This window comes from Catellatospora aurea, assembly GCF_042663325.1.
Classification (GTDB): domain Bacteria; phylum Actinomycetota; class Actinomycetes; order Mycobacteriales; family Micromonosporaceae; genus Catellatospora; species Catellatospora aurea.
Window position 1 is genome coordinate 191630 of the sequence record NZ_JBHTAC010000008.1, and the last position, 22276, is coordinate 213905.

Genomic DNA, 22276 nt, shown 5'->3' on the forward strand with positions numbered 1-22276 from the left:
TTAACTCCTGTCGGCTGCGGTCGTGAGCAGCATGGGGGGCAGTGGCGCTGCCCAGAGCAGTCTTTCATCACGTCCCGGGTGAGGGCGCGAAGTAACTGTTTCACATTGTGTCCCAGAGGCGTGGCTAAGGTCACGCGCCGGAGTGAAACCGCCGCGTCATGATTCACCACATGACCCCTGTAAGCGAATCCCCCTCCTCGGTCGGCATGTGGTTCGACCCGATCTGCCCGTGGGCCTGGATGACCTCCCGCTGGCTGCTGGAGGTCGAGAAGGTCCGCCCGGTGAAGGTGGACTTCCACGTGATGAGCCTGTCCGTGCTCAACGAGGGCCGTGACCTGCCCGAGCAGTACCAGGACCTGATGGCCAAGGGCTGGGGCCCGGTCCGCGTGTGCATCGCGGCCGCCCGCAAGTACGGCGACCACGTGCTGCGCGACCTCTACACCGCGCTGGGCACCCGGATCCACCTCGGCAAGCAGGAGCTGGGCCCGGAGCTGTACGCCGCCGCCCTCACCGACGCCGGGCTCGACCCCGCGCTGGCCGCGGCCGCGACCGAGACGGTGCACGACGACCTGCTCGTCGAGAGCCACAACGCGGGCATGAAGCCGGTCGGCACCGACGTCGGCACCCCGGTGATCCACGCGCCCGGCCCGAACGGCGAGCGCGTCGCCTTCTTCGGCCCGGTCGTGACCCCGGCTCCGAAGGGCGACGCCGCCGGGCAGCTGTGGGACGGCGTGCTGCTGGTCGCGGGCACCCCCGGCTTCTACGAGCTCAAGCGGAGCCGCGACCTCGGCCCGATCTTCGACTGAGCCGACCCGACCGAGCCGCCGATCACCGGCGCAGGACGGCCCGACCGGCCGACCACGCCAGGGCGACCTTTTCCGCCCGCCCGCTCGTTGGTGAAGTGGACCACATCACCGCTTCACCGACGAGTCGGGAGAACAGACATGGCGGACGTCGCCGCGGACCCCTGGCGCCTGGACGCACCCGCCCAGGCTGTCACGGACAGCCTGGGCACCTCGTGCTTCACGGTCGAGGAGAGCAGGTGGGCGACCTGGCAGCCGAACCTGCCCGCCGAGATCGCCGCCTTCCTCGCCGAGCCGGTCCTGGTCGGGGCCTCGCCCGCCGGGTTCATGGTCGGCCGCTGACCCGTTTCGCCACGGCGTGGTCCCGTGGGGCCACGCCGTCCCAGCGGGTGGACGCCGGTAGCGTGAGCAGCCGTGACAGTCGTACACCCGATCCACACGGCCTGGCTCACCACGGGAGCCACCGGCGCGCAGAACTACGACGAGTTCGCCGACGACGCCGAGATCACCGAGATCATCACCGCCAACCCGCGTAGCGCGCTCGCCGTCGAGATGCCGCACCGGGCCCCGGACAGCCTGGGCAAGTCCTTCGCGGACGCGCTGCCCGACGCGGTGGCGCGGCTGGCCGAGGCCAAGGACGCCGGGGCGTACCGCGCAGCGCACGACGTGGTGGTGCTCTACGCGATCACCGCCCCCGACGGCTCGGCCGGGTACGGCCTCTGGTGCATGGTCGACACCGACCAGATCTCCACCAGCGCCGACGAGCCCGGCCTGGTGATCCGCAACGAGGACGTCTTCCTGGAGAAGGTGCGCGAGCGGGTGGCGCTGGCCCAGGCGCTGGGCCACCTGCTGTCGCCGGTGCTGCTGCTGCAGACCGGCCGGGGAGACGAGCTGCACGCGGCGCTGGCCGATGCGGTCGCCGGAGCGGGCGAGCCGGCCGCGACCGACGTGGACCCGTCGGGGCGTACCCACGCGATCTGGCCGCTGCCCGCCGGCCCGCAGGCGGACGCGCTGGTCGCTTTGGCGGGCGGCGGCGACCTGGTCGTCGCCGACGGCAACCACCGCAGCCTGGCCGCGCAGACCGGCGGCTTCGCGCGCTTCCTGGCCGTGGTGACCACGCCCGCCTCGGTCGCGATCCAGCCCTACAACCGCCTGGTGCACAAGCTCGACGTCACCGTCGAGGAGCTGCTGACCCGCCTGGAGAAGGCGGGCGCGCAGGTCGCCGAGGGCACCCCGGACGTGCCCGCCACCGGCGGCCTGATCCACCTCTACGCGGCCGGCCGCTCCTACGCGGTCACCCTGCCCCGCGACCCCGCCGGCTCCGTCGTCGACAACATCGACCACGCCCTGGTCGAGCGGGTCCTGTTCGGCGAGGCCCTCGACCTGGAGCCCGGCGACAAGCGCATCACCTACGTCGGCGGCGACTACCCGGCGTCCTGGCTGACCGGGGAGGTCGACGCGGGCCGCGCCGCCCTCGCCGTGCTCATCGCCCCGGTCACCGTCGACGACTTCGTCGAGGTCAACCTGGCCCGCCAGAAGATGCCCCGCAAGAGCACCTGGTTCACCCCCAAGGCCCGCGCCGGCCTCGTCGTAGCCCAGCTCTGACGAAAGGAAGGGCACCTTCACATCGCTCCGCGACGTAGAAGGTGCCCTTCTTAACGCGACGACTGCGCCGAGCAGCACAGCCGTCGCCCGAAACGGGTCGGCGCCGGATTGCGGGCGCGCCCGCGCCATGGTCGTCGGACTTGCCGGGCACCGGTGCGTATCGTGAAGCCGCATTCGCCCACCTGCCTGGCAAGTCGAAGGACCTTGGTGAGGTCTGGGCCCCGCTCGGCGGTGAGCGGGTCCGCTGCGCGGCCGCCGGGTCCGGCTGGCAGACTTTGACCATGCGCGTTTACCTCGCGGCGGACCACGCCGGTTTCGAACTGAAGGCCCACCTGGTCACCGAGCTGCAGGCCAAGGGATACGACGTGGTCGACGTCGGCGCGCACGCCTACGACGCCGAGGACGACTACCCCTCGTTCTGCCTGCACGCCGGGCACCGCGTGGTCACCGACCCGGGCAGCCTCGGCGTGGTGATCGGCGGTTCCGGCAACGGCGAGCAGATCGCCGCCAACAAGATCGCAGGCGTACGCGCCGCGCTGGCCTGGAACATCGACACGGCCACCCTGTCCCGCCAGCACAACGACGCCAACGTCGTCGGCATCGGCGCGCGCCAGCACTCGCTGGAGGAGGCCACCGCGATCGTGGAGGCGTTCCTCAGCACCCCGTTCTCGCAGGCCGAGCGGCACGCCCGGCGCATCGAGGAGGTCGCCGTGTACGAGAAGACCGGCGAGCTGCCCCCGCTGCCCAACTGACGGGTTCCCGACTGTTTCGGGGCGATTCCGGCGGCCTCAGCGCAGCGGATCCCGCGGCACCCAACCACGGCGGACGATCTCCAGCTCGGCCTCGGCGCGGGCCAGGTCCTCCGCCGTGGGCCGGGCGGCGTCGCGCGCCCGCAACGCCGCGGACAGGCTGATCTGCGACGCTCCGGGGCCGATCAGGCCGCGTAGCCCTCGTTCGAGGTCGTGGTCGTCATCGTCGTCGGAGCGGCCACGGTGCCTCCGGCGCTCGTATTCCTGCATCCCGTCAGGCTATCGGGTGAACTCGGGCGGCGGCGATACTCGGCTGGCGGTGTCGTGTCAGGCGGCTAGCATGTCGGGCGTGACTGAGGGGACCGATCCGACGCAGGAACTGCGCTTCGACCGCACGCAGGAGATCCCGACCGAGGCGTTGCAGACCCAGCAGCCCGGTCCGGGCCAGAAGGACTTCAAGACGGGTGTGGCAGCGGTGCCCGCCCAGCGCCAGGTGGAGCAGACGGTCTCCTTCGAGCCGACGCTCGCGCCGGGCCAGATCGTCACGTCCGGCCACCTCAAGCGCCCGGACGTGCCGTTCGGCGTACGCATGCGACAGCTGAAGGCGGGCGGCCGGTGGAGCGTCGCCGGCGCGATCTTCCTGCTGGTCTCCTGGGGGCTGTGGGCCGCCTCGGCGGGCGGCGACAGCGACCACGCCTCGGCCACCCTGGCCCTGTTCCTGGTGTTCGTGGTGGCGGTCGGCCTGTTCGCGCTGTCCCGGCTCGTCGGCGGCGTGGTGCTGGAGAAGCTCATGGGGCGGACCCGGCGCAGCGCCTGGCTGTCGCACGCCGTGACCGGACTCTTCCTGGTCGTCGCTGGCGTGCAGTACCTGCGAACCATCGAATGGGTCATCGACGCCTGGAACTTCCTGCGCGGCGTCCGCTGACCGAACCTCGTCCCACCTCGCGACACGTCCCCGGCTGAGACCGCCCGCACGGGCGGCCGCCGGATGAAGATCGCCGGTTCGGGTCGGGATCTGCGCTTCGAGCGTGGATCCGGACCGGAAACGGCGATCTTCGCGTTTGTCGGATGCCATGAATCGGTCGGAACTAGGGTGGATTGACCCGAGGGAGTTCGTCCGATCGTGGGGAGGGCGGGGTGGGACTGCGGTATCCGCTGGCCGCGGCGCTCGGCGTGCTGCTGCTCGGCGGCGGTGTGGCGCTCGGCCGCGGGCTGCTCGCCGATCCGACCGCGGGTGTGCGTCCCACCGGCTCCGGCGCCGTCGTCGTGGCAGGGCCGCAGCTCGCCGCGCCGGTGACGCCGAGCGGCACGCCCGCCTCGACGCCCGCAGCCGTCATCCCCGGGCTCGCGCCGTATGTCGGCACCTGGCGGGTGCACGGCGCGGAGCTGACCATCGAGCCCGACGGCAAGGCCACCGAGCGCATAGACCTCGGCCCGTGCCGGGGCATCGACGTCCCCGTCCGCTGCACGGCCACCGCGACGCTCAAGGTGGACCTGAGCCCCGGGGCTCCCCACCTGGTCTACACGGGCTTCCGCTACACCGGCGACGACGGCGCGACGGTCGTGCCGGACAGCCTCGAAGGCCTGCCCCGAGTCGGCGACGGATACCGGGTCCGGGTGTTCGCCCCCGGGGTCATCGAACTGATCCCGCTCACCGAGCACCTGCGCCGGATCCTCGGCTCGCCCTACCGCTGCGGCGCCGCCGCCGACGAGAACGCCCACCGCCGTCTCTGCAACGCCTGACCGCCTCCGGAATGGACCGTCCGGACAGATGCGGCGGCCCGTACGGACGTCGCTCTATGGCGTGAGTCGTGATTGGAGCGCAGGCCACGGGTGTGGTCTGCTGCGCTGGTGAGCATCTCGGTCGACGTCTATCTGCGCAACGATTCCGGCAACCTCGTCATCCTGACCACCCCGCCGGAGGAATCCGACCTCGTCGGGCACGACGACACCCGGCACACCCTCTGGGGCTCGCCCGCGGTGCGCGCTCTGGGCGCGACGGTGGTGGTCGGGCTGGCCCAGGGGGACGTGTGGGTCGACTTCGGGCGGCTCGACGAGCTGGTCGCCGACTGCGAGCTGATCGGAAAGCACCTGGCCGACGTGGCGGCCGCTGCGGGGCGGTCGGAGGACTACCTCCGGTTCCGGGTCGGCAACCTGCTCGCCGCCGCCGAGCGGGCCCGGGCGCACCGCGCGGGCGTGGTGATCTGGGCCGGTCACGGCGACATCGTGTACGCCTCCCGCCCGACGCCCGACGCGAGCCCGCCGGGTTGCTGACCGATCCGGACCGGCCGGTCCACCAGGTCCGACATGGACGCGGCCGGGAACCGGTCGGCGTCCCCGAACGGGTGAAGGCTTGTGGAGAAGGTCGTCGCCTGCATCCGCTTGTCCTGGGTTCGCACATACAGCGCCACCTCGCGACAGGTGACCCGTTTCGTGGTGTCGGCTGCCTCCACCCGCAGCGTGATTCCCGCGCTGTGAGTTAGGCCATACCTCTGGTTTTTTGTGCGGAGGTGTGGCGGGTGACACACCTGCGCACCGGGGTGCGATCAGCTAATGAACGGGTGTCTCTCATCGGGGTGGTCGCGAGCGCGTGGCTGCTGCGTCGAGTGGCGCCTTGTTGACGGGACAGCGGGCCGCATCACCATGGTCTAGCCTCCACCACCAAGCATTGTCGATGCCTCGGCCCCTGGCACCTGCGCTAGGGGGGCTGGGAGGCATGTCCGTCTTAGCGGCATTCGTGTCAGCTCGACCTGGTGGTGTTGATGATGAGTGGTACCGGTGAGCGTTCCCGATCGGCCCCGCATCGGGCCGTACGTCCCGTGGCGGTGGCCGTGTCGGCCCTGTTGATGGTGACGTTGGCCTACGTGCCGGCCCAGGCCGGGCAGGATCACGGTGCGCCTGCCGTGGAGAGGCAGGCCGGGCCCGCCAAGGGCGCGGGAAGGGCCGCGGAGATCCCGAAGCGTGATCCGTCGGCCGACAAGACCATGCGTAAGCCGGACTCCGTCGTGTGGCCTGCCGGAGGCGCGGCCGACGTGGACGCGATGTCGGTGGACACCTCCCTGCAGGAAGTCGGCGGCCTGCCGTTCGACATCGCGCGGGGCGCAGAGGGGCATGCCGCCGACGCCCCGCGGAAAGTGCGCGTCAAGGTGCTCCAGCAGGCGGTGTCGCAGGCTCTCGCCGTGGATGCCCCGGTCTTCAAGGTGTACCGCACGGATGGCGAGCCGAACGCGCGGAAGGTGAATGTCCGGATCGGCTACGGCCGGTTCGCGCATGCCCGCGGCGGTGACTGGGGTGCGCGGCTCCGGATGGTGGCTCTGCCTGCCTGTGCCCTGACGGCACCGGACAAGCCGGAGTGTCGCACCGGGCGACCGCTGGTCACGATCAACGACAGCGGTGCGCAGACCCTGTCGGCCGAGGTCGACGCCGCAGCGGCCGAGTCCGGTGCGATGGCGTTCACCATGATGGCCGGCGAGGCGTCGGTGCAGGGAGATTTCAAGGCCACCAAACTCGCCCCGTCGTCGTCCTGGTCGACGTCGCTGTCCTCGGGCGCGTTCACGTGGACCTATCCGATCCGCACCCCCGGAACTCCGGGCGGGCTCGGCCCGAGTATCGCGCTGTCGTACTCCTCGCAGACCGTCGACGGGCGCACCACCGCCACGAACAACCAGGGGTCGTGGCTCGGTGAGGGCTTCTCCTACGAGCCCGGCTACATCGAGCGCCAGTACAAGTCCTGCGACGATGACGGGCACGAGGACTCGGCTGAGAAGTGCTGGGCGTTCCAGAACGGGACCATGATGCTGTCGGGCCGTTCCGGCACGCTGGTGAAGGTCACCGACAACCTGTGGCGACTGTCGGACGACGACGGTTCCAAGATCGAGCGGCTGACCGGCGCGAGCAACGGTGACAACGACGGGGAGCACTGGCGGGTCACCACCACCGACGGCACGCAGTACTACTTCGGCAAGAACCGGCTGCCGGGCTGGAGCACCGGCAAAGAGGTGACCGAGTCGGTATGGACGGTGCCGGTGTTCGGCGACGACTCCGGCGAGCCGTGCCACGACAGCGGCGGCTTCGCTGACTCGTGGTGCAACCAGGCATGGCGCTGGAACCTTGATTACGTGGTCGACCCGCGCGGCAACGTGGTCTCCTACTTCTACGACGCGGAGACCAACCACTACGCGCGCAGTGGGAAGACGGACGTCGACGGGACGGCGTACCACCGGGGCGGCTGGCTCGCCCGCATCGACTACGGGCAACGCGACCAGCAGGTCTACAGCACCAGCGCGCCGGCCCGGGTGGTCTTCCACACCGCCGAGCGGTGCATCCCGGGCGGCAGTGTCGACTGCGATCCCGGCGACTTGGACGAGGACACGGCCGCTTCTTGGCCGGACGTGCCAGAGGACCTGATCTGCGCGGCGAACACCCACTGCGAGTGGACGCAGTCGGCGGCGACGTTCTTCACCCGCAAGCGGCTCACGAAGATCGAGACGCAGATCCGGCAGGGCGCAGGCTGGTCGCCGGTCGAGTCGTGGGCACTGGAGCACGAGTTCAAGGTCAACGATGACAATTCGCGCACGCTGTGGCTGAAGAAGATCACTAACACCGGCCACTGGGGCGATCCGGACATCACGCTGCCGGCCACCGAGCTGGAGGGCATCCAACTGCCCAACCGCATCGTCAAGACCGGCGACAACCTCGGGCCGCTGATCCGCTATCGGCTGGCCACCGTCAAGACCGACAGCGGTGCGCAGATCTCGGTCAACTACGCGCCCGCCGACTGCAGCAAGGACAACCTGCCCACTCCCGGCAACTCCGACAGGCGCTGCTTCCCGGTGATCTGGAATCCTCTCGGCGGCGACGACGAGGACGAGGTCACCGACTGGTTCCACAAGTACGTCGTGGCGAGTGTGGTCGAGGATGACCTCGTCGGTGGAAACGACGACATGGTCGCCGCGTACGAGTATGTCGGCGACGCGGGCTGGCGCAAGGACGAGCCGGACGGCATCGGCAAGGCTGAGGATCTCACCTGGTCCGACTGGCGCGGCTACAAGCAGGTTACCGTGCGTTCCGGCAACGGGCAGAGCATGCCCGGCCGGACCGACCACTTCTTCCTGCGCGGACTCTCGGGCGGCAAGCAGGCCAACGGCAGCACTCCGGCGGTCAACCGCACGGACTCGACCGGTGCGAGCTACACCGATCATGACCAGTGGTCCGGCCACGAGCTTGAGACGATCGTCTACAACGGGTCCGACGTCATCAAGAAGACGATCAACCAGCCGTGGCGACACATCACCCGGACGCAGACCGAGGACTGGGGAAGCCGGCAGTCGGCGTATGTCCGCGTCGACGTGGTGCGCAATCTGATCTCCATGCCGGATGACGCGCAGGGCAACGACGTCTGGCGCGAGGTCAAGACAGTCACCAGTTTCGACACCGCCTGGGGGCGCGCGCTTCAGGTGGAGGACCTGGGCGACGTGGCGACGTCGGGGGACGACAAGTGCGTGCAGACGTGGTACGCGGACAACCCGGACACCTACATGTACATGTATGTGTCACGAACCCGGACCGTTTCGGTCGGGTGTGGGCTCACGCCTGACCTGAACACGCAGCTCGTAGCGGACGCGCGTACCAGCTTCGACCTGAAGGCGTACGGGGAACCCCCCGTGAAGGGCATCCGCACCCGCAGCGAGTCCCTTGACCGGTACGACGGCACCGACACGCGCTACCTGGTCACCTCGGAGACGACCACGCAGGACGGCTACGGCCGCGCAACGACGGTGAAGGATGCGGGTGGACACGCGACCACCACGGCGTTCGTCGAGACCGACGGCCTCACGACCCAGACCACCGTCACCAGCCCGGCGCCTTTCAGCCATGTCACCACGACCACCCAGGATCCCGCGTACGGGGTGCCGACGGTGATCGAGGACGTGAACCTCAACCGCAGCGATCTCGCTTATGACGCGTTGGGGCGGTTGGCCGAGGTCTGGCGTGCGGACCGGAGCAAGGCGCAGGGCGCTGCGCCGAGCATGAGGTTCACCTATACCGTGCGCAACGACAAGCCGAGCGTGATCAAGACTGAGACGCTCAGGAACGACGGCTCCTACCGCCCCACCTACGAGCTCTTCGACGGCATGCTGCGGCCCCGTCAGACGCAGGCTCCAGGGTCGGGCGGGTGGCTGCTGGCCGACACCTTCTACAACGGCGTCGGTCAGGCGTACAAGACGAACAAGGGCTACCTCGCCACCGGTACGCCAGGGGACATCCCGATCGTGACTGCGGAAGGCTCGGTCAACGGCCAGACCACCTTCACCTATGACCAAGCCGGTCGGCAGATCGTCGAGACGTTCTCCGTCGCGGGTGACGCACGGTGGTCCACCTCGACGACGTATGAAGGCGACCGCGTCCATGTGGATCCGCCCGCGGGCGGGATCGCCACCACTACGGTCAGCGGTGCCCGGGGCCAGGTCACCGAACTGCGTCAGTACCACGGCGACAGCCCTTCCGGTCCGGCCGACGTCACGCACTACACCTACACGCCGAGCGGCCAGTTGGAGACGGTCACCGATCCGTCCGGCAACAAGTGGACCTACCACTACAACCAGCGCGGCCTCAAGGAGTGGATCGAGGACCCGGACAGCGGGGAGACGCACTACACCTACGACGCGATCGGAAATGTGGGCTCCGCCACCGACGAACGTGGCAACACGCTCTCCTACAAGTACGACGAGCTCAACCGCAAGACCGAGATGTGGCAGGGCCAGATCGGCTCCGGCACCAAGCTGGCCGCGTGGGTCTACGACAGCCTCGCCGGCAACAAGGGCCAGTTGCATTACAGCCAGCGCCTGGTGGACGGGCAGAGCTACTACACCGTCTATGCGATGCGCGACAAGTTGTACCGGCCTCTGAAGGTCAATTACAGCTTCCCGGCCGCCGGCGTGGGAACCGCGCTCGGCAAGAGTTACCAGTTCACCACCGCCTACAACACCGACGGCACCGTGCAGTCGACCGGATTCCCGGCCGCCGGTGGCCTGCTCGCCGAGGCGGTCGTCACCAGCTACGACGGCCTCCAGCGGGCGACCGGCCTCTCCGGAACGAGCAGCTACGTCACCTCGACCCTGCACGGTGACCTCGGCGAGTTGCGCCAGGCTGAGCTGTTCACCGGCGGGGCGAACAAGAAGGCCTGGCTGACGTACGAGTATGAGCGGGGCACGGGGCGCCTGGTGCGGTCCAGGGTCGACCGGCAGGGCGTGGCGACCATCGACATGGACGCTCGGTACCACTACGACGCGGCCGGCAACGTGCTCTCGATCGCCGACGGGGCGACCACGCCGGGCGGGACCGACGTCCAGTGTTTCGAACATGACCATCTGCGCCGGCTGACCGAGGCGTGGAGCCATGCCAGCACTACCAAGGCGTGTGCCGACGGGGTGGATGAGACCGGGGTCGGCGGGCCGGCTCCCTACCGCCAGTCGTGGACGTTCGACGCGGTCGGCAACCGTGAGACCGAGACCGTCCATGCGCTGTCCGGCGGCACCGACACCGAACGCGATTACCACTATGCCGACGCGGGTGAGCCTGGGCCGCATCTGCTGCGTTCGGTCAGCGAGGCGGGGCCCGGTGGCGCCAAGACCTACGCCTACGAGTACGACTCGTCGGGCAACACGGTCTGCCGCCCCGCTGCGGCCGCCTCGAACAACTGCGCCACCGGCACGGGTTCGCAGAACCTGACCTGGGATGCCGAGGGGCACCTGGCGACGAGCGCGCCTGCCGGCGGCCAACCCACCACGTACATCTACGACGCTGACGGCAACCGCATCGCCCGTAAGGACGCGGGTGGTAGCACGACGCTGTTCCTGCCGGGAATGGATCTCGCGGCAAGTGGCAGCACCGTCACCGGCACCCGCTACTACGGGTTCGGCGGGCAGATCGTCGCGGTCCGGAACAGCACCGGGGTGCACTTCACGGCTGCCGATCACCACGGGACTGCCTCGTGCACCATCAATGCGGTCACGGGTGCGATCACCTGGCGACGCACCACGCCCTACGGTGGCACGCGCGGTACCCCGCCGTCCGCCTGGCCGGACACGAAGGGCTTTGTGGGGGGCACGGAAGACCCCACCGGGCTCGTGCATCTGGGCGCCCGTGAGTACGATCCCTCGACCGGCAGGTTCGTCTCGATCGACCTGCTGATGGATCCGTACCACCCGCAGACGCTGCATGGCTACGTCTACGGGAACAACAGCCCGGTCACCTTCAGCGATCCCACCGGCAACGACTGGTGGGACCCGGTGGCCAACTTCTTCCGGCGCCTCGGCGAGATCGACGACAAGAGCCCGTATCTCGACCTGACCTGCGGTACCGCCGAGTGCATCAACTTCCGCAACAAACGCGAGACCGGCCACGACGACATGGGTCACACCTGGCTCACCGTGTACAGCGGTGTCCCCGTGGTCGACTCGCTCGCGATGAACGCGGATGCCGCGCTCTACCGCTCCGAAGGCAACGAGAAGGCCGCGGCGGAGGTGGAGGAGGCGATCCAGGCAGACACCAACATCGCCATGTCGGGTGTCGGCCTCGTCGTTCCCGGTGTGCTCGTGCGGTGGTTCCAGCGGCTCGCACGGTTGGCCAAGGAAAAGAAGCTGATCGGCAAGATCGCCCCCGACGGTAGCGACCTCGCCCGCATGGTGCAGGGCGGCCGCGGGAAGCTCGCCGACCCGATGTCGGGCAAGAACGGGGCGGTCTTCGAGTACATCGATGCGAAGGGCAAGAAGCGGACCACGATGATGTTCAGCGACTGGCCCATTCACGCCGAGCGCCTGATCTGGGCGCAACTCGAGAAGCAGGGAGTCAAACCGAACCAGGTGACACGGATCTACACCGAATTCCAGCCGTGCTCCACTCCCACGGTCAAGGCGGGATGCAACAGGTTTGTGAACGACACTTTCACTGAGGCGAAAGTCACCTGGGCTTGGGAGTACGATGACCAGGCTTCGCGGCTCCGCGGCAAGGCTGAGAAGGCTAAATACCTAGCGCAGAAGTACGGATGATAAACGGGATGACCACACCGAACGAGTTGGCGGAGAGAGTGCGCTCCTTGTGGGCCGACTACGAGTTGCTGCACTTCTCTCCGCCGGCTCTGTCGGAACTCGGCATGTCACCAGGAGACGAGGCTGTCCTTCGGATCGGGATGCCCCGGGAGGTCGGGTCGGGGGCGATCTTCGTCGCCCGTGAGCTAGAGATGCTGACGTCGTCGAGCGGCTCGCGGTTCGCGCGCTTCGGCGTGGGCGCATACGAGCAGTGCGACATCTGCGTCGACCTGGACACCGGTGCGGTGGTCAACCCGTTCGTGAACGGTCAAGAGGACCTCGACAGCGGCTACTACGTCAATCGCGACGTGACCGCGTTCCTGGAGTTCCTCTGCGCGATGGAGCGCTACGCGAGGCTCGTCGCGAGTGATCCGGGGCGGCCGGTGCTGCTCGCCGAGGCCGAGACGGTGCGGGCGCACCTGCGTCTGGTCGACGAGGCCGCGCTCGCCCCGGACGCCTGGTGGACGGGCACTGTCGAGGAGATGGACATGGTTTAGCGCCCGGTGAGCACCACGCCTGCGAGCGCGATCAGCGTGGTTCAAGAAGGGCCTCCACCGAGACGATTCTCGGTGGAGGCCCTTCTTGAACCACTGTTTGAGCTGCTATCTCTATGGAGCGGGCGACGAGAATCGAACTCGCGTAGTCAGTTTGGAAGACTGAAGCTCTACCATTGAGCTACGCCCGCGCGGCCCCTAGTCTAGCGGCCCGTCAGCACGGTCCGTCGGCGAGGTCGACGTGCCGGACCGTGGCTGGTCGGGGTGGCCGGATTCGAACCGACGGCCCCTCGCTCCCAAAGCGAGTGCGCTACCAAGCTGCGCTACACCCCGTTGCGCCGGTGACCGGCGCCCCCGGAAGTGTATGCGGTCTTCGCACCTGCTCGCACACCCATATAACCGTGTCCTGTTGTGAATCATTTTCGGCATTTGCCCCCTGCCGACCCCTGTGCCGATCTACGGTGGAGCCAGGGACGGGGAGACGATTCGCCCTCGCCGGCCGGTCCGGGAGTGCACCGGGGTTCGTTCGTCCGAGCCGTTGACACTCCTGGACCGGCGCCTTCGGCGGGGCCGGTGCACGGCGCGGCGGTGTGGCCCGGACCCCCGGTGGGGCTTTGTTCGATCAGGCGGATGGGGCTCCACCGGGCTGCGTGGGCCGGTCCTGGTGGGCCAGGTGCGCGTTGGCCGGGGTGAGCCGCTCCGGCCTGATCTTCTTGTGCAGCCACACCGTCAGCGCGATGGTGAGCAGCGCGAAGAACACCGCGCCGAGCAGCGCCGTCTCCTTGCCGTCGGCGGGGCCGGCCGACAGGGTGACGAGCGGGGCCGCGAGCGAGTGCGGCGGCAGGTCGGCGGCGGGCGTGAGGCTCAGCAGCGGCCCGCCGACGTCGGCGAGCACGGTGGCGAGCAGGATTGACGCATCGATCGGTGGCACGGCGGACCCCTCCCCGGACAACCCGCCCAGTTTGTCTGCTTTGCTGGATATTATGGTGGTGCCGCGCCCGAGATGTGTGACATCCGCCGAGAACCGCGGCCCGATGCCAGGGGCCAACCAGGTATTCGCCTACACTCGACCGGGCTTCGTGTCCGCGTGTCGGACCGGCCTCATGACGCGGCGTGGCCGAGCAGTACAGTGCGAAGGCCCGTCAAAACGACCGAAAGATCCCAAGGAGTACGCCAGTGAAGAGCACCGTCGAGACTCTGAGCCCGACGCGAGTGCGGCTCGCCATCGAGGTGCCGTTCGCAGAGCTCGAGCCGAGCCTGAAGAAGGCGTACCGGGAGATCGCGGCGCAGGTGAACATCCCCGGCTTCCGCAAGGGCAAGATCCCGGCTCAGGTCATCGACCAGCGCGTGGGCCGCGGCGCCGTGCTGCAGGAGGCGATCGAGGAGGCCATCCCGCAGCAGATCTTCGCCGCCGTGCGTGAGCACGAGGTCAAGCTGCTGGGCCGCCCCGCCGTGGACAACCTCGAGTTCTCCGACGGCCAGCCGCTGAAGTTCACCGCGGACGTCGACGTGCGCCCCGAGCTGACCATGCCCGAGCTGAGCGCCATCAAGGTCGAGGTCGAGCCGCTGGCGATCGCCGACGCCGAGATCGACGAGCAGGTCGACGGCCTGCGCCAGCGCTTCGCGACCCTGAAGACGGTCGAGCGCGCCGCCGCCACCGGTGACTACGTGCAGCTCGACCTGATCGCCACGGTCGACGGCGCCGAGGTCGAGGGCGGCACCGCCAACAACATCTCCCACGAGGTCGGCTCCGGCCAGCTCCTCAAGGGCCTGGACGAGGCCGTCGTCGGCCTGGCCGCCGGCGAGGAGGCGACCTTCACCAGCCAGCTCGTGGGCGGCGAGTTCGCCGGCCGCGACGCCGACGTGAAGGTGACCGTGCGCACGGTCAAGGAGAAGGAGCTCCCCGAGCTCGACGACGAGTTCGCCGGCCTGGCCAGCGAGTTCGACACCCTGGAGGAGCTGCGCGGCGACCTGCGCGAGCGGATCACCCGGGTCAAGAAGGTCGAGCAGCTGTACGCGGCCCGTGACAAGGCTCTCGCCGAGCTGGTCAAGCAGGCCAACGTGCCGGCCCCCGAGGGCGTCGTCTCCGACGAGGTCGAGCAGCGCAAGGCCGCCATGGTCGAGCAGCTCGAGCGCATGGGCGCGAGCCTGGAGGAGTACCTCGCCGCCGAGGAGAAGACCGAGGAGCAGATCGACGCCGAGCTCGCCGACGCGGCCGCCGAGGGCGTGAAGATCCAGCTGGTGCTGGACACGATCGCCGAGGCGGAGAACGTCGAGGTCAGCGACGACGAGTACGGCCACGAGATCGTGCACCGCGCCCAGCGCGCCGGTGTCGCTCCGCAGGTGTACTACGACCGCCTGGTCCAGCAGGGCGCCGCGGCCGCCGTCTACGGCGACGTGCGCCGGGGCAAGGCGCTGGCGCTGGTCATGGAGCGGGTCGTGATGACCGACACCGCCGGCGAGGTGCTGAGCCTGGACTCGCTGCGCGAGGACAACGGCCACGAGGGTCACGACCACGGTGACCACGAGGGCCACAACCACTGATGTGAAGATCGAGAGGGACCCGTTCACCACCGTGGGCGGGTCCTTCTGCGTTCATGCCGGGGCCGGGTGCGCTGACAGCGAACACGCCGATCTCGGGGAAGCTGCGGTCAGTGGCAGCGGTTAGGGTCGCTGTAGGACAACGAGAAAGGCTGCCGATATGAGCGAGCTGCACGTTCCATCTGCGCGGGGTTCCGATCCGATCGCCGGCGGCCTCGACGATTCTGTGTACAACCGCCTGCTCAAGGAGCGCATCGTCTTCCTGGGCAGCGACGTGAACACCCAGGTCGCCAACCGGATCTGCGCGCAGCTGCTGCTGCTGTCCGCGGAGGACCCGGACCGCGACATCTACCTCTACATCAACTCGCCCGGCGGCTCGGTGTACGACGGCATGGCGATCTACGACACCATGCAGTACATCAAGAACGATGTGGCGACGATCGCGCTCGGCATGGCGGCCTCGATGGGGCAGATGCTGCTGTGCGCGGGCGCCAAGGGCAAGCGCTCGGCGCTGCCGCACGCGCGGATCATGATGCACCAGGCCTCCGGTGGCATCGGCGGCACCGCGGCCGACATCGCCATCCAGGCCGAGCAGATGATCTACACCAAGAAGCTCATGATCGACCTGATCGCCCAGCACACCGGCCAGCCGGTGGAGCAGATCGAGGCCGACAGCGACCGTGACCGCTGGTTCAACGCGCAGGCGGCCAAGGAGTACGGCTTCATCGACCACGTGATCACTTCGGCGCAGGCCGTGCCGGTCGGGAACTGAAGGAGTTCAACGATGTTTCCAAACCTGAAGCCGAGCTTCGCTGAAGTCAGCAACCGCTACATCATCCCTTCGTTCATCGAGCGCACGTCGTACGGGACCAAGGAGACCAACCCGTACAACAAGATGTTCGAGGACCGGATCATCTTCCTGGGTGTGCAGGTCGACGACGCGTCCGCGAACGACGTGATGGCGCAGCTGCTGGTGCTGGAGGCGGCCGATCCCGACCGTGACATCACCATGTACATCAACTCGCCCGGCGGCTCGTTCACCGCGATGACCGCGATCTACGACACGATGCAGTTCGTGCGCCCGGACATCCAGACGGTGTGCCTGGGCCAGGCGGCCAGCGCCGCGGCGGTGCTGCTGGCGGCGGGCACGCCGGGCAAGCGCCTGGCGCTGCCGAACTCGCGCATCATCATCCACCAGCCGGCCACCGAGGGCGGCTACGGGCAGGGCTCGGACATCGAGATCCAGGCCCGGGAGATCATGCGGATGCGTACCCAGCTCGAGGAGATGCTGTCTCGTCACTCCGGCAAGGACCTGGCGCAGGTCAAGAAGGACATCGACCGCGACAAGATCCTCACGGCCGCCGAGGCGCTCGACTACGGCCTGGTCGACTCCGTGATGACCAGCCGCAAGAAGAGCCTGATGGCGGGCGCTCGCTGATTCCTCGTGGTGCCGTCCACCCCAACAGGTGGACGGCACCACACCGGTGTCACAGTGGCGTGTCAGAATCTGGTTCAGCGGTAGGCGGGGTGGGGACGCCGCAAACCGGCTCACAACAGGTAACGTCAAGGCAGAACCGATGTCGCGCCGTCTTCGTGCGGCACGATGTTCGTCCGCTTCAGGGGCAGGGGGAGTCGTAGGTGGCACGGATCGACGGCGGCGACCTGCTGAAATGCTCTTTCTGCGGTAAGTCGCAACGCCAGGTGAAGAAGCTCATCGCCGGGCCGGGCGTCTACATCTGCGATGAGTGCATCGACCTCTGCAACGAGATCATCGAAGAGGAGCTCGCCGGCGAGGAGCAGGTCCGCTGGGAAGAGCTGCCCAAGCCGATGGAGATCTGCCAGTTCCTCGACTCTTACGTGGTCGGGCAGGACGGCGCCAAGAAGGCGCTCGCGGTGGCGGTCTACAACCACTACAAGCGGCTGCAGGCCGAGGCGGCGCACACCCGGGGCGGTGAGGCGGTCGAGGTCGCGAAGAGCAACATCCTGCTCATCGGCCCGACCGGCACCGGCAAGACACACCTCGCGCAGACCCTGGCCCGCATGCTCAACGTCCCGTTCGCGATAGCCGACGCGACCGCGCTGACCGAGGCCGGCTACGTGGGTGAGGATGTCGAGAACATCCTTCTCAAGCTCATTCAGGCCGCCGACTGGGACATCAAGCGCGCCGAGACCGGCATCGTCTACATCGACGAGATCGACAAGATCGCCCGCAAGTCCGACAGCCCCTCGATCACCCGTGACGTCTCCGGCGAGGGCGTGCAGCAGGCGCTGCTGAAGATCCTGGAAGGCACCCGGGCCAACGTGCCGCCGCAGGGCGGCCGCAAGCACCCGCACCAGGACTTCGTCGAGATCGACACCACGAACATCCTGTTCATCTGCGGTGGCGCGTTCGCGGGCCTGGAGCAGATCATCGAGCAGCGCACCGCGCGCTCGGGCCTGGGCTTCGGCGCGCACCTGCGGGCGGTCTCCGACCGCACCAACGACGAGGTGCTGGCCAAGGTCATGCCGGAGGACATGCTGAAGTTCGGCATCATCCCCGAGTTCATCGGCCGCCTGCCCGTCATCACCACGGTGCGCAGCCTCGACCGCGAAGCGCTCGTCAAGATCCTGACCGAGCCCCGCAACGCCCTGGTGAAGCAGTACCAGCGTCTGTTCGAGCTCGACAACGTCGTGCTCGACTTCGACTCCGAGGCCCTGGAGGCCATCGCCGACCAGGCCATGCTGCGCAACACCGGCGCCCGCGGCCTGCGCGCCATCATGGAAGAGGTCCTGCTCTCCGTGATGTACGAGGTGCCCAGCGACCCGAACGCCGAGCGGGTGCTGATCACCCGGGACACCGTCCTGGAGAAGGTCTACCCGACCATCGTGCCGCGTCGGGACATCAGCACCGGTCGCCGGGCGCGTCACCACCGCGAGGAGAAGACCGCCTGAAGACGCGAAAAGCGCCGTCCCCGGATCGGGGGCGGCGCTTTTGCCGTATCGGGCTAACGCTGGGCGATCAGCGAGCCGTGGCGGCGGTCGAAGTCGCCGGGCGGCATCGCCACGATCATGACCAGCCGGGCGGGGGAGTCCAGCACGTTGCGGTAGGTGTGGGCCCGGTCGGCCCGGAAGTCGAGGGTCTGCCCGACGTGCACCGGGTGGTCGACCCCGTCGACGGTGACCGCGATCTGGCCCACCAGCACGTGCACCATGCACCTGGTGCCGGGCAGCAGTTCCTCGGCCTCATAGCGCTCCTGCGGGGCGAACCGCCAGTCCCACAGCTCCACGAAGTCCGGGTCGTTCAGGCCGCGCAGCAGCCGTCCTGTGCCGCCCCGCCCGCCTCGCCACAGCACGGGCGCGTCGTCCATCTCGCTGAGGTGCACGGTGCGGTCGGCGGCGGGCTGGAGCAGGCGGGCCACGGTGACACCGAAGGCGTCCGCGATCCGGGCGAGGGTGCCGACGCTGGGATTGGTGCGGCTGCCCTCGATCTGGACGAGCATGCCCTTGCTGACCCCGGACCGGCCGGAGAGCTCGTCCAGGGACCAGCCGCGGCCGGCCCGCAGCGCGCGCACGTGCAGCGCCACCGCGGCATTGATCTCGTCAAGGGGCAGATGCCGGGGCCGGGGCGCGTGCGAACCGTCGCCGCGTGCGGTGGATCGGGCCCGTTCGATCGTCGTATCGGTCAACGCGCTGTCCTTTGCGGTCAATACTGTGATACGAACTCGTCGTGATCTCTATCCTGCTTGCGGGCACGTCCGCCCTGGTCTGGGGCACCGCCGACTTCTGCGGCGGCAAGGCCGTCCAGGGTGCCGCGAGCGTGCGTGGCCGTTCGTACTCGGTGACCGTGGTATCGCAGTTGTGCGCGATACCGATGATCGCAGCTTTCCTCCTGTTGGTCCCGGGTCGGCTCGGCGTGTCGGCACTGGGATGGGGCATGACGGCCGGGATTGCCGGACTTTTCGGGATTGTCCTGCTGTACCAAGGGCTGGCGAGCGGCGCGATGGCCGTCGTGGCCCCCGTCACCGCGGTCACCTCCGCGCTCGTGCCGCTGATCGGCGGCCTGCTGCTCGGGGAGCGGCCCGCCGCCGCCTCGCTCATCGGGGCGATCTGCGCCATCGGGGCGATCGCGCTGGTCAGCCTCGGCCCCGCGGAAGGCGCGAGCGCGACCGGCCCGCGCGTGATCGGGCTGGCGCTGGCCTCCGGGGCCATGTTCGGGATCTTCTTCCTGCTGCTGGCCCAGGCCGGGGAGAGCGCCGGCATGTGGCCGCTGGCCGCCGCCCGGCTCGCCTCCATCCCGGTCGGCCTGCTGCTGCTCCGCCCGGTGGGCGGCACGCTGCTGCTGCGCGGAAGGGTGCTCGCGCTGACCGCGGTGGCAGGCACGCTCGACATCGCGGCCAACGGCCTCTACCTGCTGGCGGCGCACCAGGGACAGTTGAGCGTCGTCGCCCCGATCGCATCGCTGTACCCGGCGAGCACGGTCCTGCTCGCCCTGGCCGTGAACAAGGAACGCCTGCGCCGGATCCAGTTCGCCGGCCTCGGCCTGGCCGCCACCGCCCTGGTCCTCGCCTCCCTCTGACCCGTGCGGTGACGCCGAGGGTGGTTTCGGGGGAGGGCGGGACGTAAGGTCCGTCTGTGACTTCGGTGGTGACGCGGGCCCGCTGGGCGGTGGCGACGGTATTCGCGGTGCACGGCGCGGTCAGCGGCAGCTTCGCGTCGCGCATCCCGTGGATCGCCGAGAACCTGGACCTCAACGAGGGCGCGCTCGGCCTGGCGCTGATCATGCCCGCGGTCGGCTCGCTCAGCACGATGCCGTTCGCCGGGCGGCTGGTGCAGCGCTGGGGTGGGCGTACCACCACCAGGGTCCTCATCGCCGCGTGGAGCCTCGCCATCGGCGTGGTCGCACTCGCGCCCAGTCAGTGGGCACTAATGGGCATGCTGCTGCTCGCCGGTGCGGCCGCGGGCACCTCCGACATCGCCATGAACGCCGAGGGCGTCGAGGTCGAAGGACGGCTCGGCCGCTCGATCATGTCCAGCCTGCACGGCATGTGGTCGGTCGGCGGTCTGATCGGTTCCGGCATCGGGGCGGGGGCCGCGTACCTGGGCGTCAGCGCCCCGGTGAACCTCGGGGTGATGGGCGTGCTGCTCGCGGTGGTCGGCGTCGCCGCCGGGCACTGGCTGCTGCCGAACGCGCCCGTGCCGGTCTCCGACGACGGGCCGCGGTTCTCGCTGCCGCGCGGACCGGTGCTCATCATCGGACTCGTCGGGTTCTGCGCCGTCTTCGCCGAGGGGGCCACCGCCGACTGGTGCGCCGTGTACCTCCGTCAGATCCTGGACGCCGGGGAGGGGCAGGCCGCGGTGGCGTACAGCGCCTTCGCGCTGTCCATGGCCGGTGGTCGGCTCGTGGGCGACGCGGTCGTGCGGCGCTTCGGCGCCGTCGGCACGGTGCGGGTGGCCGGGATCGTCGGCATCGGCGGTGGTCTGCTGGTGGTCACCGCTTGGACGCCGCTGGTGGGGGTGCTCGGCTTCGGCATGATCGGTCTCGGCTGCGCCGTGGTGGTCCCGCTCGCGTTCAGCGCCGCGGGGCACACCGGGGACCATCCCGCCCACGCGATCGCGGGCGTGGCGACGGTGTCGTACGGCGCAGGTCTGGCCGCGCCGGGGCTGATGGGCGGGATCGCGCACGCCACCTCGCTGCCGTTCTCGTTCGCGCTGGTGACCGGGCTGATCGCGATCGTCGCGCTGGCCGCGGGCAGGCTGCGGGCGGCCGAGATCGCCCACCGCGAACCGGCCCCGGTGTCGGCCTAGGCGACCTCCCACATCGCGGTGTCCTGCAGCGGCCGGTACCCGATCGCCTGATAGATCTTGTTGCTGGTCGGGTTGGCGAGGTCCGTGAAGAGCGTCGGACGCAGCCCTGCGGTCAGCGCGGCCGCACTCACCGCGGCGACGAGCGCAGCCGCGTAGCCGTTCCCGCGGCGGCGGGGCGGGGTGTAGACCAGGTTCAGGCGTACGACCCCCGCCGCGGGCGCGGTCATCGCGGCCATGCTGACCGGCTCCCCGCCGGCCTCCCACACCCAGAGCAGCCCGCCCAGGGCGAGTCGGCCGTCGATCGGCGCGGCCGGGTTCGAATGTGGGTGATCCGGCAGCGCCTCCCGTTGGAACGCCCCGGACCAGGCCACCAGCAGATCCCGGTCGGCGTCCGCCGCCTCCCGCGGCCGCCCGGCCACACCCGCCGGCGGGGCTACCCGCTCGACGTCGAACATGCGGTACGACGCCAGCAGCGCGGCCCGGCCACCGGTGCGTCCGGCCAGTTCCACCGCGAGCCGCTGCGCCTGGTCCGGGAGCCCGGTGAACCGCCGCACCTGCGGTGCGTGCTCGGCGAGGTGCTCCGCCAGCACGGACTCCGCTCCCTCGGGCAGTTCGCTCAACAGCATGGCGAAGGGAGGCGGGCACACCGCGACCCCGGCGAGGGTGTCGCCGTCGCCGAGCACCCGCAGCATGAGCAGGTCCGATTCGGGCAGGACGATGCCGTCCATCCGCGACTGCAGCAGCGTCAGCAGCTGGTTGTTGCGGACCGGCTCGGTCCTCAGCCAGGGCATCACCGCGGCGGCGAACGCGGCCAGCGCTGTGTCCCCGGTCACTCTCACGGTTGGATTCTGCCTGTAGGGTGCCTTCGGGAACACTCCTTTCCCGACATCGAGGCCGTGTGACCAGCTAAGATGGGCGGACGGAGCGATGTGACCGGCGACAACCGACCCCGATTTGCATCCGGGTCGGGGGGCCGCGTAATGTTCTCTGTGCCAGCGAGGAACGGACAAAAACACCGGGGCTGAAGAGCTCGGGTGGAGGCCGGATCGCTTGGCCGCCCGGAGTGGGGCGGACCCCGGTTAGGGGGCCGCGAAACCGGTCCGGTACTGTGAACGACACAGCCCCGCAGTGCTTCCCGAGTGATTGGGCGGTGTTCGGTGTGTGCTTGTTCTTTGAGAACTCAACAGGGTGCTATTTAAGCCAAGTGCCAA

General features: G+C 69.2%; 19 protein-coding genes and 2 tRNA genes. 15 read left to right on the forward strand and 6 right to left on the reverse strand.

Going from position 1 to position 22276, the window contains the following annotated elements; all coding sequences use genetic code 11:
* The first annotated feature begins 170 nt into the window (after positions 1 to 170).
* The 4 genes from ACFQO7_RS10935 (at position 171) to ACFQO7_RS10950 (ending at position 3160) form a co-directional block, all read left to right on the forward strand.
* Complete coding sequence (locus ACFQO7_RS10935) at positions 171 to 806, forward strand: mycothiol-dependent nitroreductase Rv2466c family protein (protein ID WP_376806237.1); 636 nt, start codon at positions 171 to 173, stop codon at positions 804 to 806.
* 138 nt (positions 807 to 944) lie between these two features.
* The gene (locus ACFQO7_RS10940) at positions 945 to 1145 is read left to right on the forward strand and encodes a hypothetical protein (RefSeq protein ID WP_376806238.1); all 201 of its coding nucleotides are present in this window, start codon (positions 945 to 947) and stop codon (positions 1143 to 1145) included.
* A 72-nt stretch (positions 1146 to 1217) separates the two neighbouring features.
* A complete protein-coding gene (locus ACFQO7_RS10945; RefSeq protein ID WP_376806239.1) occupies positions 1218 to 2408 on the forward strand; it encodes a DUF1015 family protein in 1191 nt (396 codons plus the stop codon).
* A gap of 281 nt (positions 2409 to 2689) precedes the next feature.
* On the forward strand, positions 2690 to 3160 hold the full coding sequence (locus tag ACFQO7_RS10950) for a ribose-5-phosphate isomerase (protein WP_360540219.1): 471 nt from the start codon (positions 2690 to 2692) through the stop codon (positions 3158 to 3160).
* Positions 3161 to 3196: 36 nt separating this feature from the next.
* Here the strand turns inward: ACFQO7_RS10950 and ACFQO7_RS10955 are convergent, their stop codons facing one another.
* On the reverse strand, positions 3197 to 3427 hold the full coding sequence (locus ACFQO7_RS10955; RefSeq protein ID WP_155389646.1) for a hypothetical protein: 231 nt from the start codon (positions 3425 to 3427) through the stop codon (positions 3197 to 3199).
* 79 nt (positions 3428 to 3506) lie between these two features.
* Here ACFQO7_RS10955 and ACFQO7_RS10960 point away from each other — a divergent pair, with 79 nt between their 5' ends.
* From ACFQO7_RS10960 to ACFQO7_RS10980, 5 genes are all read left to right on the forward strand, one after another.
* The gene (locus ACFQO7_RS10960; RefSeq protein WP_376806240.1) at positions 3507 to 4082 is read left to right on the forward strand and encodes a hypothetical protein; all 576 of its coding nucleotides are present in this window, start codon (positions 3507 to 3509) and stop codon (positions 4080 to 4082) included.
* A 212-nt stretch (positions 4083 to 4294) separates the two neighbouring features.
* On the forward strand, positions 4295 to 4900 hold the full coding sequence (locus ACFQO7_RS10965; RefSeq protein WP_376806241.1) for a hypothetical protein: 606 nt from the start codon (positions 4295 to 4297) through the stop codon (positions 4898 to 4900).
* Between the two features lie 108 nt (positions 4901 to 5008).
* A complete protein-coding gene (locus tag ACFQO7_RS10970) occupies positions 5009 to 5431 on the forward strand; it encodes a hypothetical protein (protein WP_376806242.1) in 423 nt (140 codons plus the stop codon).
* A 557-nt stretch (positions 5432 to 5988) separates the two neighbouring features.
* Entirely contained in the window at positions 5989 to 12207 is a 6219-nt protein-coding gene (locus tag ACFQO7_RS10975; protein WP_376806243.1) for a nucleic acid/nucleotide deaminase domain-containing protein, read from the forward strand.
* Positions 12208 to 12215: 8 nt separating this feature from the next.
* The gene (locus tag ACFQO7_RS10980) at positions 12216 to 12743 is read left to right on the forward strand and encodes an SUKH-4 family immunity protein (RefSeq protein ID WP_376806244.1); all 528 of its coding nucleotides are present in this window, start codon (positions 12216 to 12218) and stop codon (positions 12741 to 12743) included.
* A gap of 114 nt (positions 12744 to 12857) precedes the next feature.
* Here ACFQO7_RS10980 and ACFQO7_RS10985 read toward each other — a convergent pair.
* The 3 genes from ACFQO7_RS10985 to ACFQO7_RS10995 form a co-directional block, all read right to left on the reverse strand.
* A tRNA-Gly gene (locus tag ACFQO7_RS10985) sits at positions 12858 to 12931 on the reverse strand.
* Positions 12932 to 12996: 65 nt separating this feature from the next.
* Positions 12997 to 13073, reverse strand: a tRNA-Pro gene (locus ACFQO7_RS10990).
* Positions 13074 to 13362: 289 nt separating this feature from the next.
* Positions 13363 to 13671 (reverse strand): hypothetical protein, encoded by a 309-nt coding sequence (locus ACFQO7_RS10995; protein ID WP_376806245.1) that lies wholly within the window; start codon positions 13669 to 13671, stop codon positions 13363 to 13365.
* 245 nt (positions 13672 to 13916) lie between these two features.
* Between ACFQO7_RS10995 and tig the strand changes: the two genes are divergently transcribed.
* The 4 genes from tig to clpX all read left to right on the forward strand — a co-directional run bounded on the left by tig (position 13917) and on the right by clpX (position 18212).
* Positions 13917 to 15284, forward strand: coding sequence for a trigger factor (gene tig, locus ACFQO7_RS11000; RefSeq protein WP_376806246.1), 1368 nt, complete (start codon positions 13917 to 13919; stop codon positions 15282 to 15284).
* A 157-nt stretch (positions 15285 to 15441) separates the two neighbouring features.
* Complete coding sequence (locus ACFQO7_RS11005) at positions 15442 to 16053, forward strand: ATP-dependent Clp protease proteolytic subunit (RefSeq protein WP_203699347.1); 612 nt, start codon at positions 15442 to 15444, stop codon at positions 16051 to 16053.
* Positions 16054 to 16065: 12 nt separating this feature from the next.
* Complete coding sequence (locus tag ACFQO7_RS11010) at positions 16066 to 16719, forward strand: ATP-dependent Clp protease proteolytic subunit (RefSeq protein ID WP_155369939.1); 654 nt, start codon at positions 16066 to 16068, stop codon at positions 16717 to 16719.
* A 200-nt stretch (positions 16720 to 16919) separates the two neighbouring features.
* A complete protein-coding gene (gene clpX, locus ACFQO7_RS11015; RefSeq protein WP_203699348.1) occupies positions 16920 to 18212 on the forward strand; it encodes an ATP-dependent Clp protease ATP-binding subunit ClpX in 1293 nt (430 codons plus the stop codon).
* A 53-nt stretch (positions 18213 to 18265) separates the two neighbouring features.
* Here clpX and ACFQO7_RS11020 read toward each other — a convergent pair whose 3' ends face one another.
* A complete protein-coding gene (locus ACFQO7_RS11020; protein WP_376806247.1) occupies positions 18266 to 18946 on the reverse strand; it encodes a helix-turn-helix domain-containing protein in 681 nt (226 codons plus the stop codon).
* A 41-nt stretch (positions 18947 to 18987) separates the two neighbouring features.
* Here ACFQO7_RS11020 and ACFQO7_RS11025 point away from each other — a divergent pair, with 41 nt between their 5' ends.
* The gene (locus ACFQO7_RS11025) at positions 18988 to 19836 is read left to right on the forward strand and encodes a DMT family transporter (protein WP_376806248.1); all 849 of its coding nucleotides are present in this window, start codon (positions 18988 to 18990) and stop codon (positions 19834 to 19836) included.
* A 56-nt stretch (positions 19837 to 19892) separates the two neighbouring features.
* Positions 19893 to 21065, forward strand: coding sequence for an MFS transporter (locus ACFQO7_RS11030; protein WP_376806249.1), 1173 nt, complete (start codon positions 19893 to 19895; stop codon positions 21063 to 21065).
* Here ACFQO7_RS11030 and ACFQO7_RS11035 read toward each other — a convergent pair.
* Complete coding sequence (locus ACFQO7_RS11035; RefSeq protein WP_376806250.1) at positions 21062 to 21904, reverse strand: GNAT family N-acetyltransferase; 843 nt, start codon at positions 21902 to 21904, stop codon at positions 21062 to 21064. The genes ACFQO7_RS11030 and ACFQO7_RS11035 overlap by 4 nt on opposite strands.
* Between the last annotated feature and the right edge of the window lie 372 nt (positions 21905 to 22276).

Excerpts from the sequence above, each read along its gene's own strand:
- ACFQO7_RS11010 (WP_155369939.1), top strand. The coding sequence starts at position 16,066 with ATGTTTCCAAACCTGAAGCCGAGCTTCGCTGAAGTCAGCAACCGCTAC.
- ACFQO7_RS10955 (WP_155389646.1), bottom strand. The coding sequence starts at position 3,427 with ATGCAGGAATACGAGCGCCGGAGGCACCGTGGCCGCTCCGACGACGAT.
- ACFQO7_RS11005 (WP_203699347.1), top strand. The coding sequence starts at position 15,442 with ATGAGCGAGCTGCACGTTCCATCTGCGCGGGGTTCCGATCCGATCGCC.
- ACFQO7_RS10935 (WP_376806237.1), top strand. The coding sequence starts at position 171 with ATGACCCCTGTAAGCGAATCCCCCTCCTCGGTCGGCATGTGGTTCGAC.
- ACFQO7_RS10980 (WP_376806244.1), top strand. The coding sequence starts at position 12,216 with ATGACCACACCGAACGAGTTGGCGGAGAGAGTGCGCTCCTTGTGGGCC.
- ACFQO7_RS10940 (WP_376806238.1), top strand. The coding sequence starts at position 945 with ATGGCGGACGTCGCCGCGGACCCCTGGCGCCTGGACGCACCCGCCCAG.
- ACFQO7_RS10950 (WP_360540219.1), top strand. The coding sequence starts at position 2,690 with ATGCGCGTTTACCTCGCGGCGGACCACGCCGGTTTCGAACTGAAGGCC.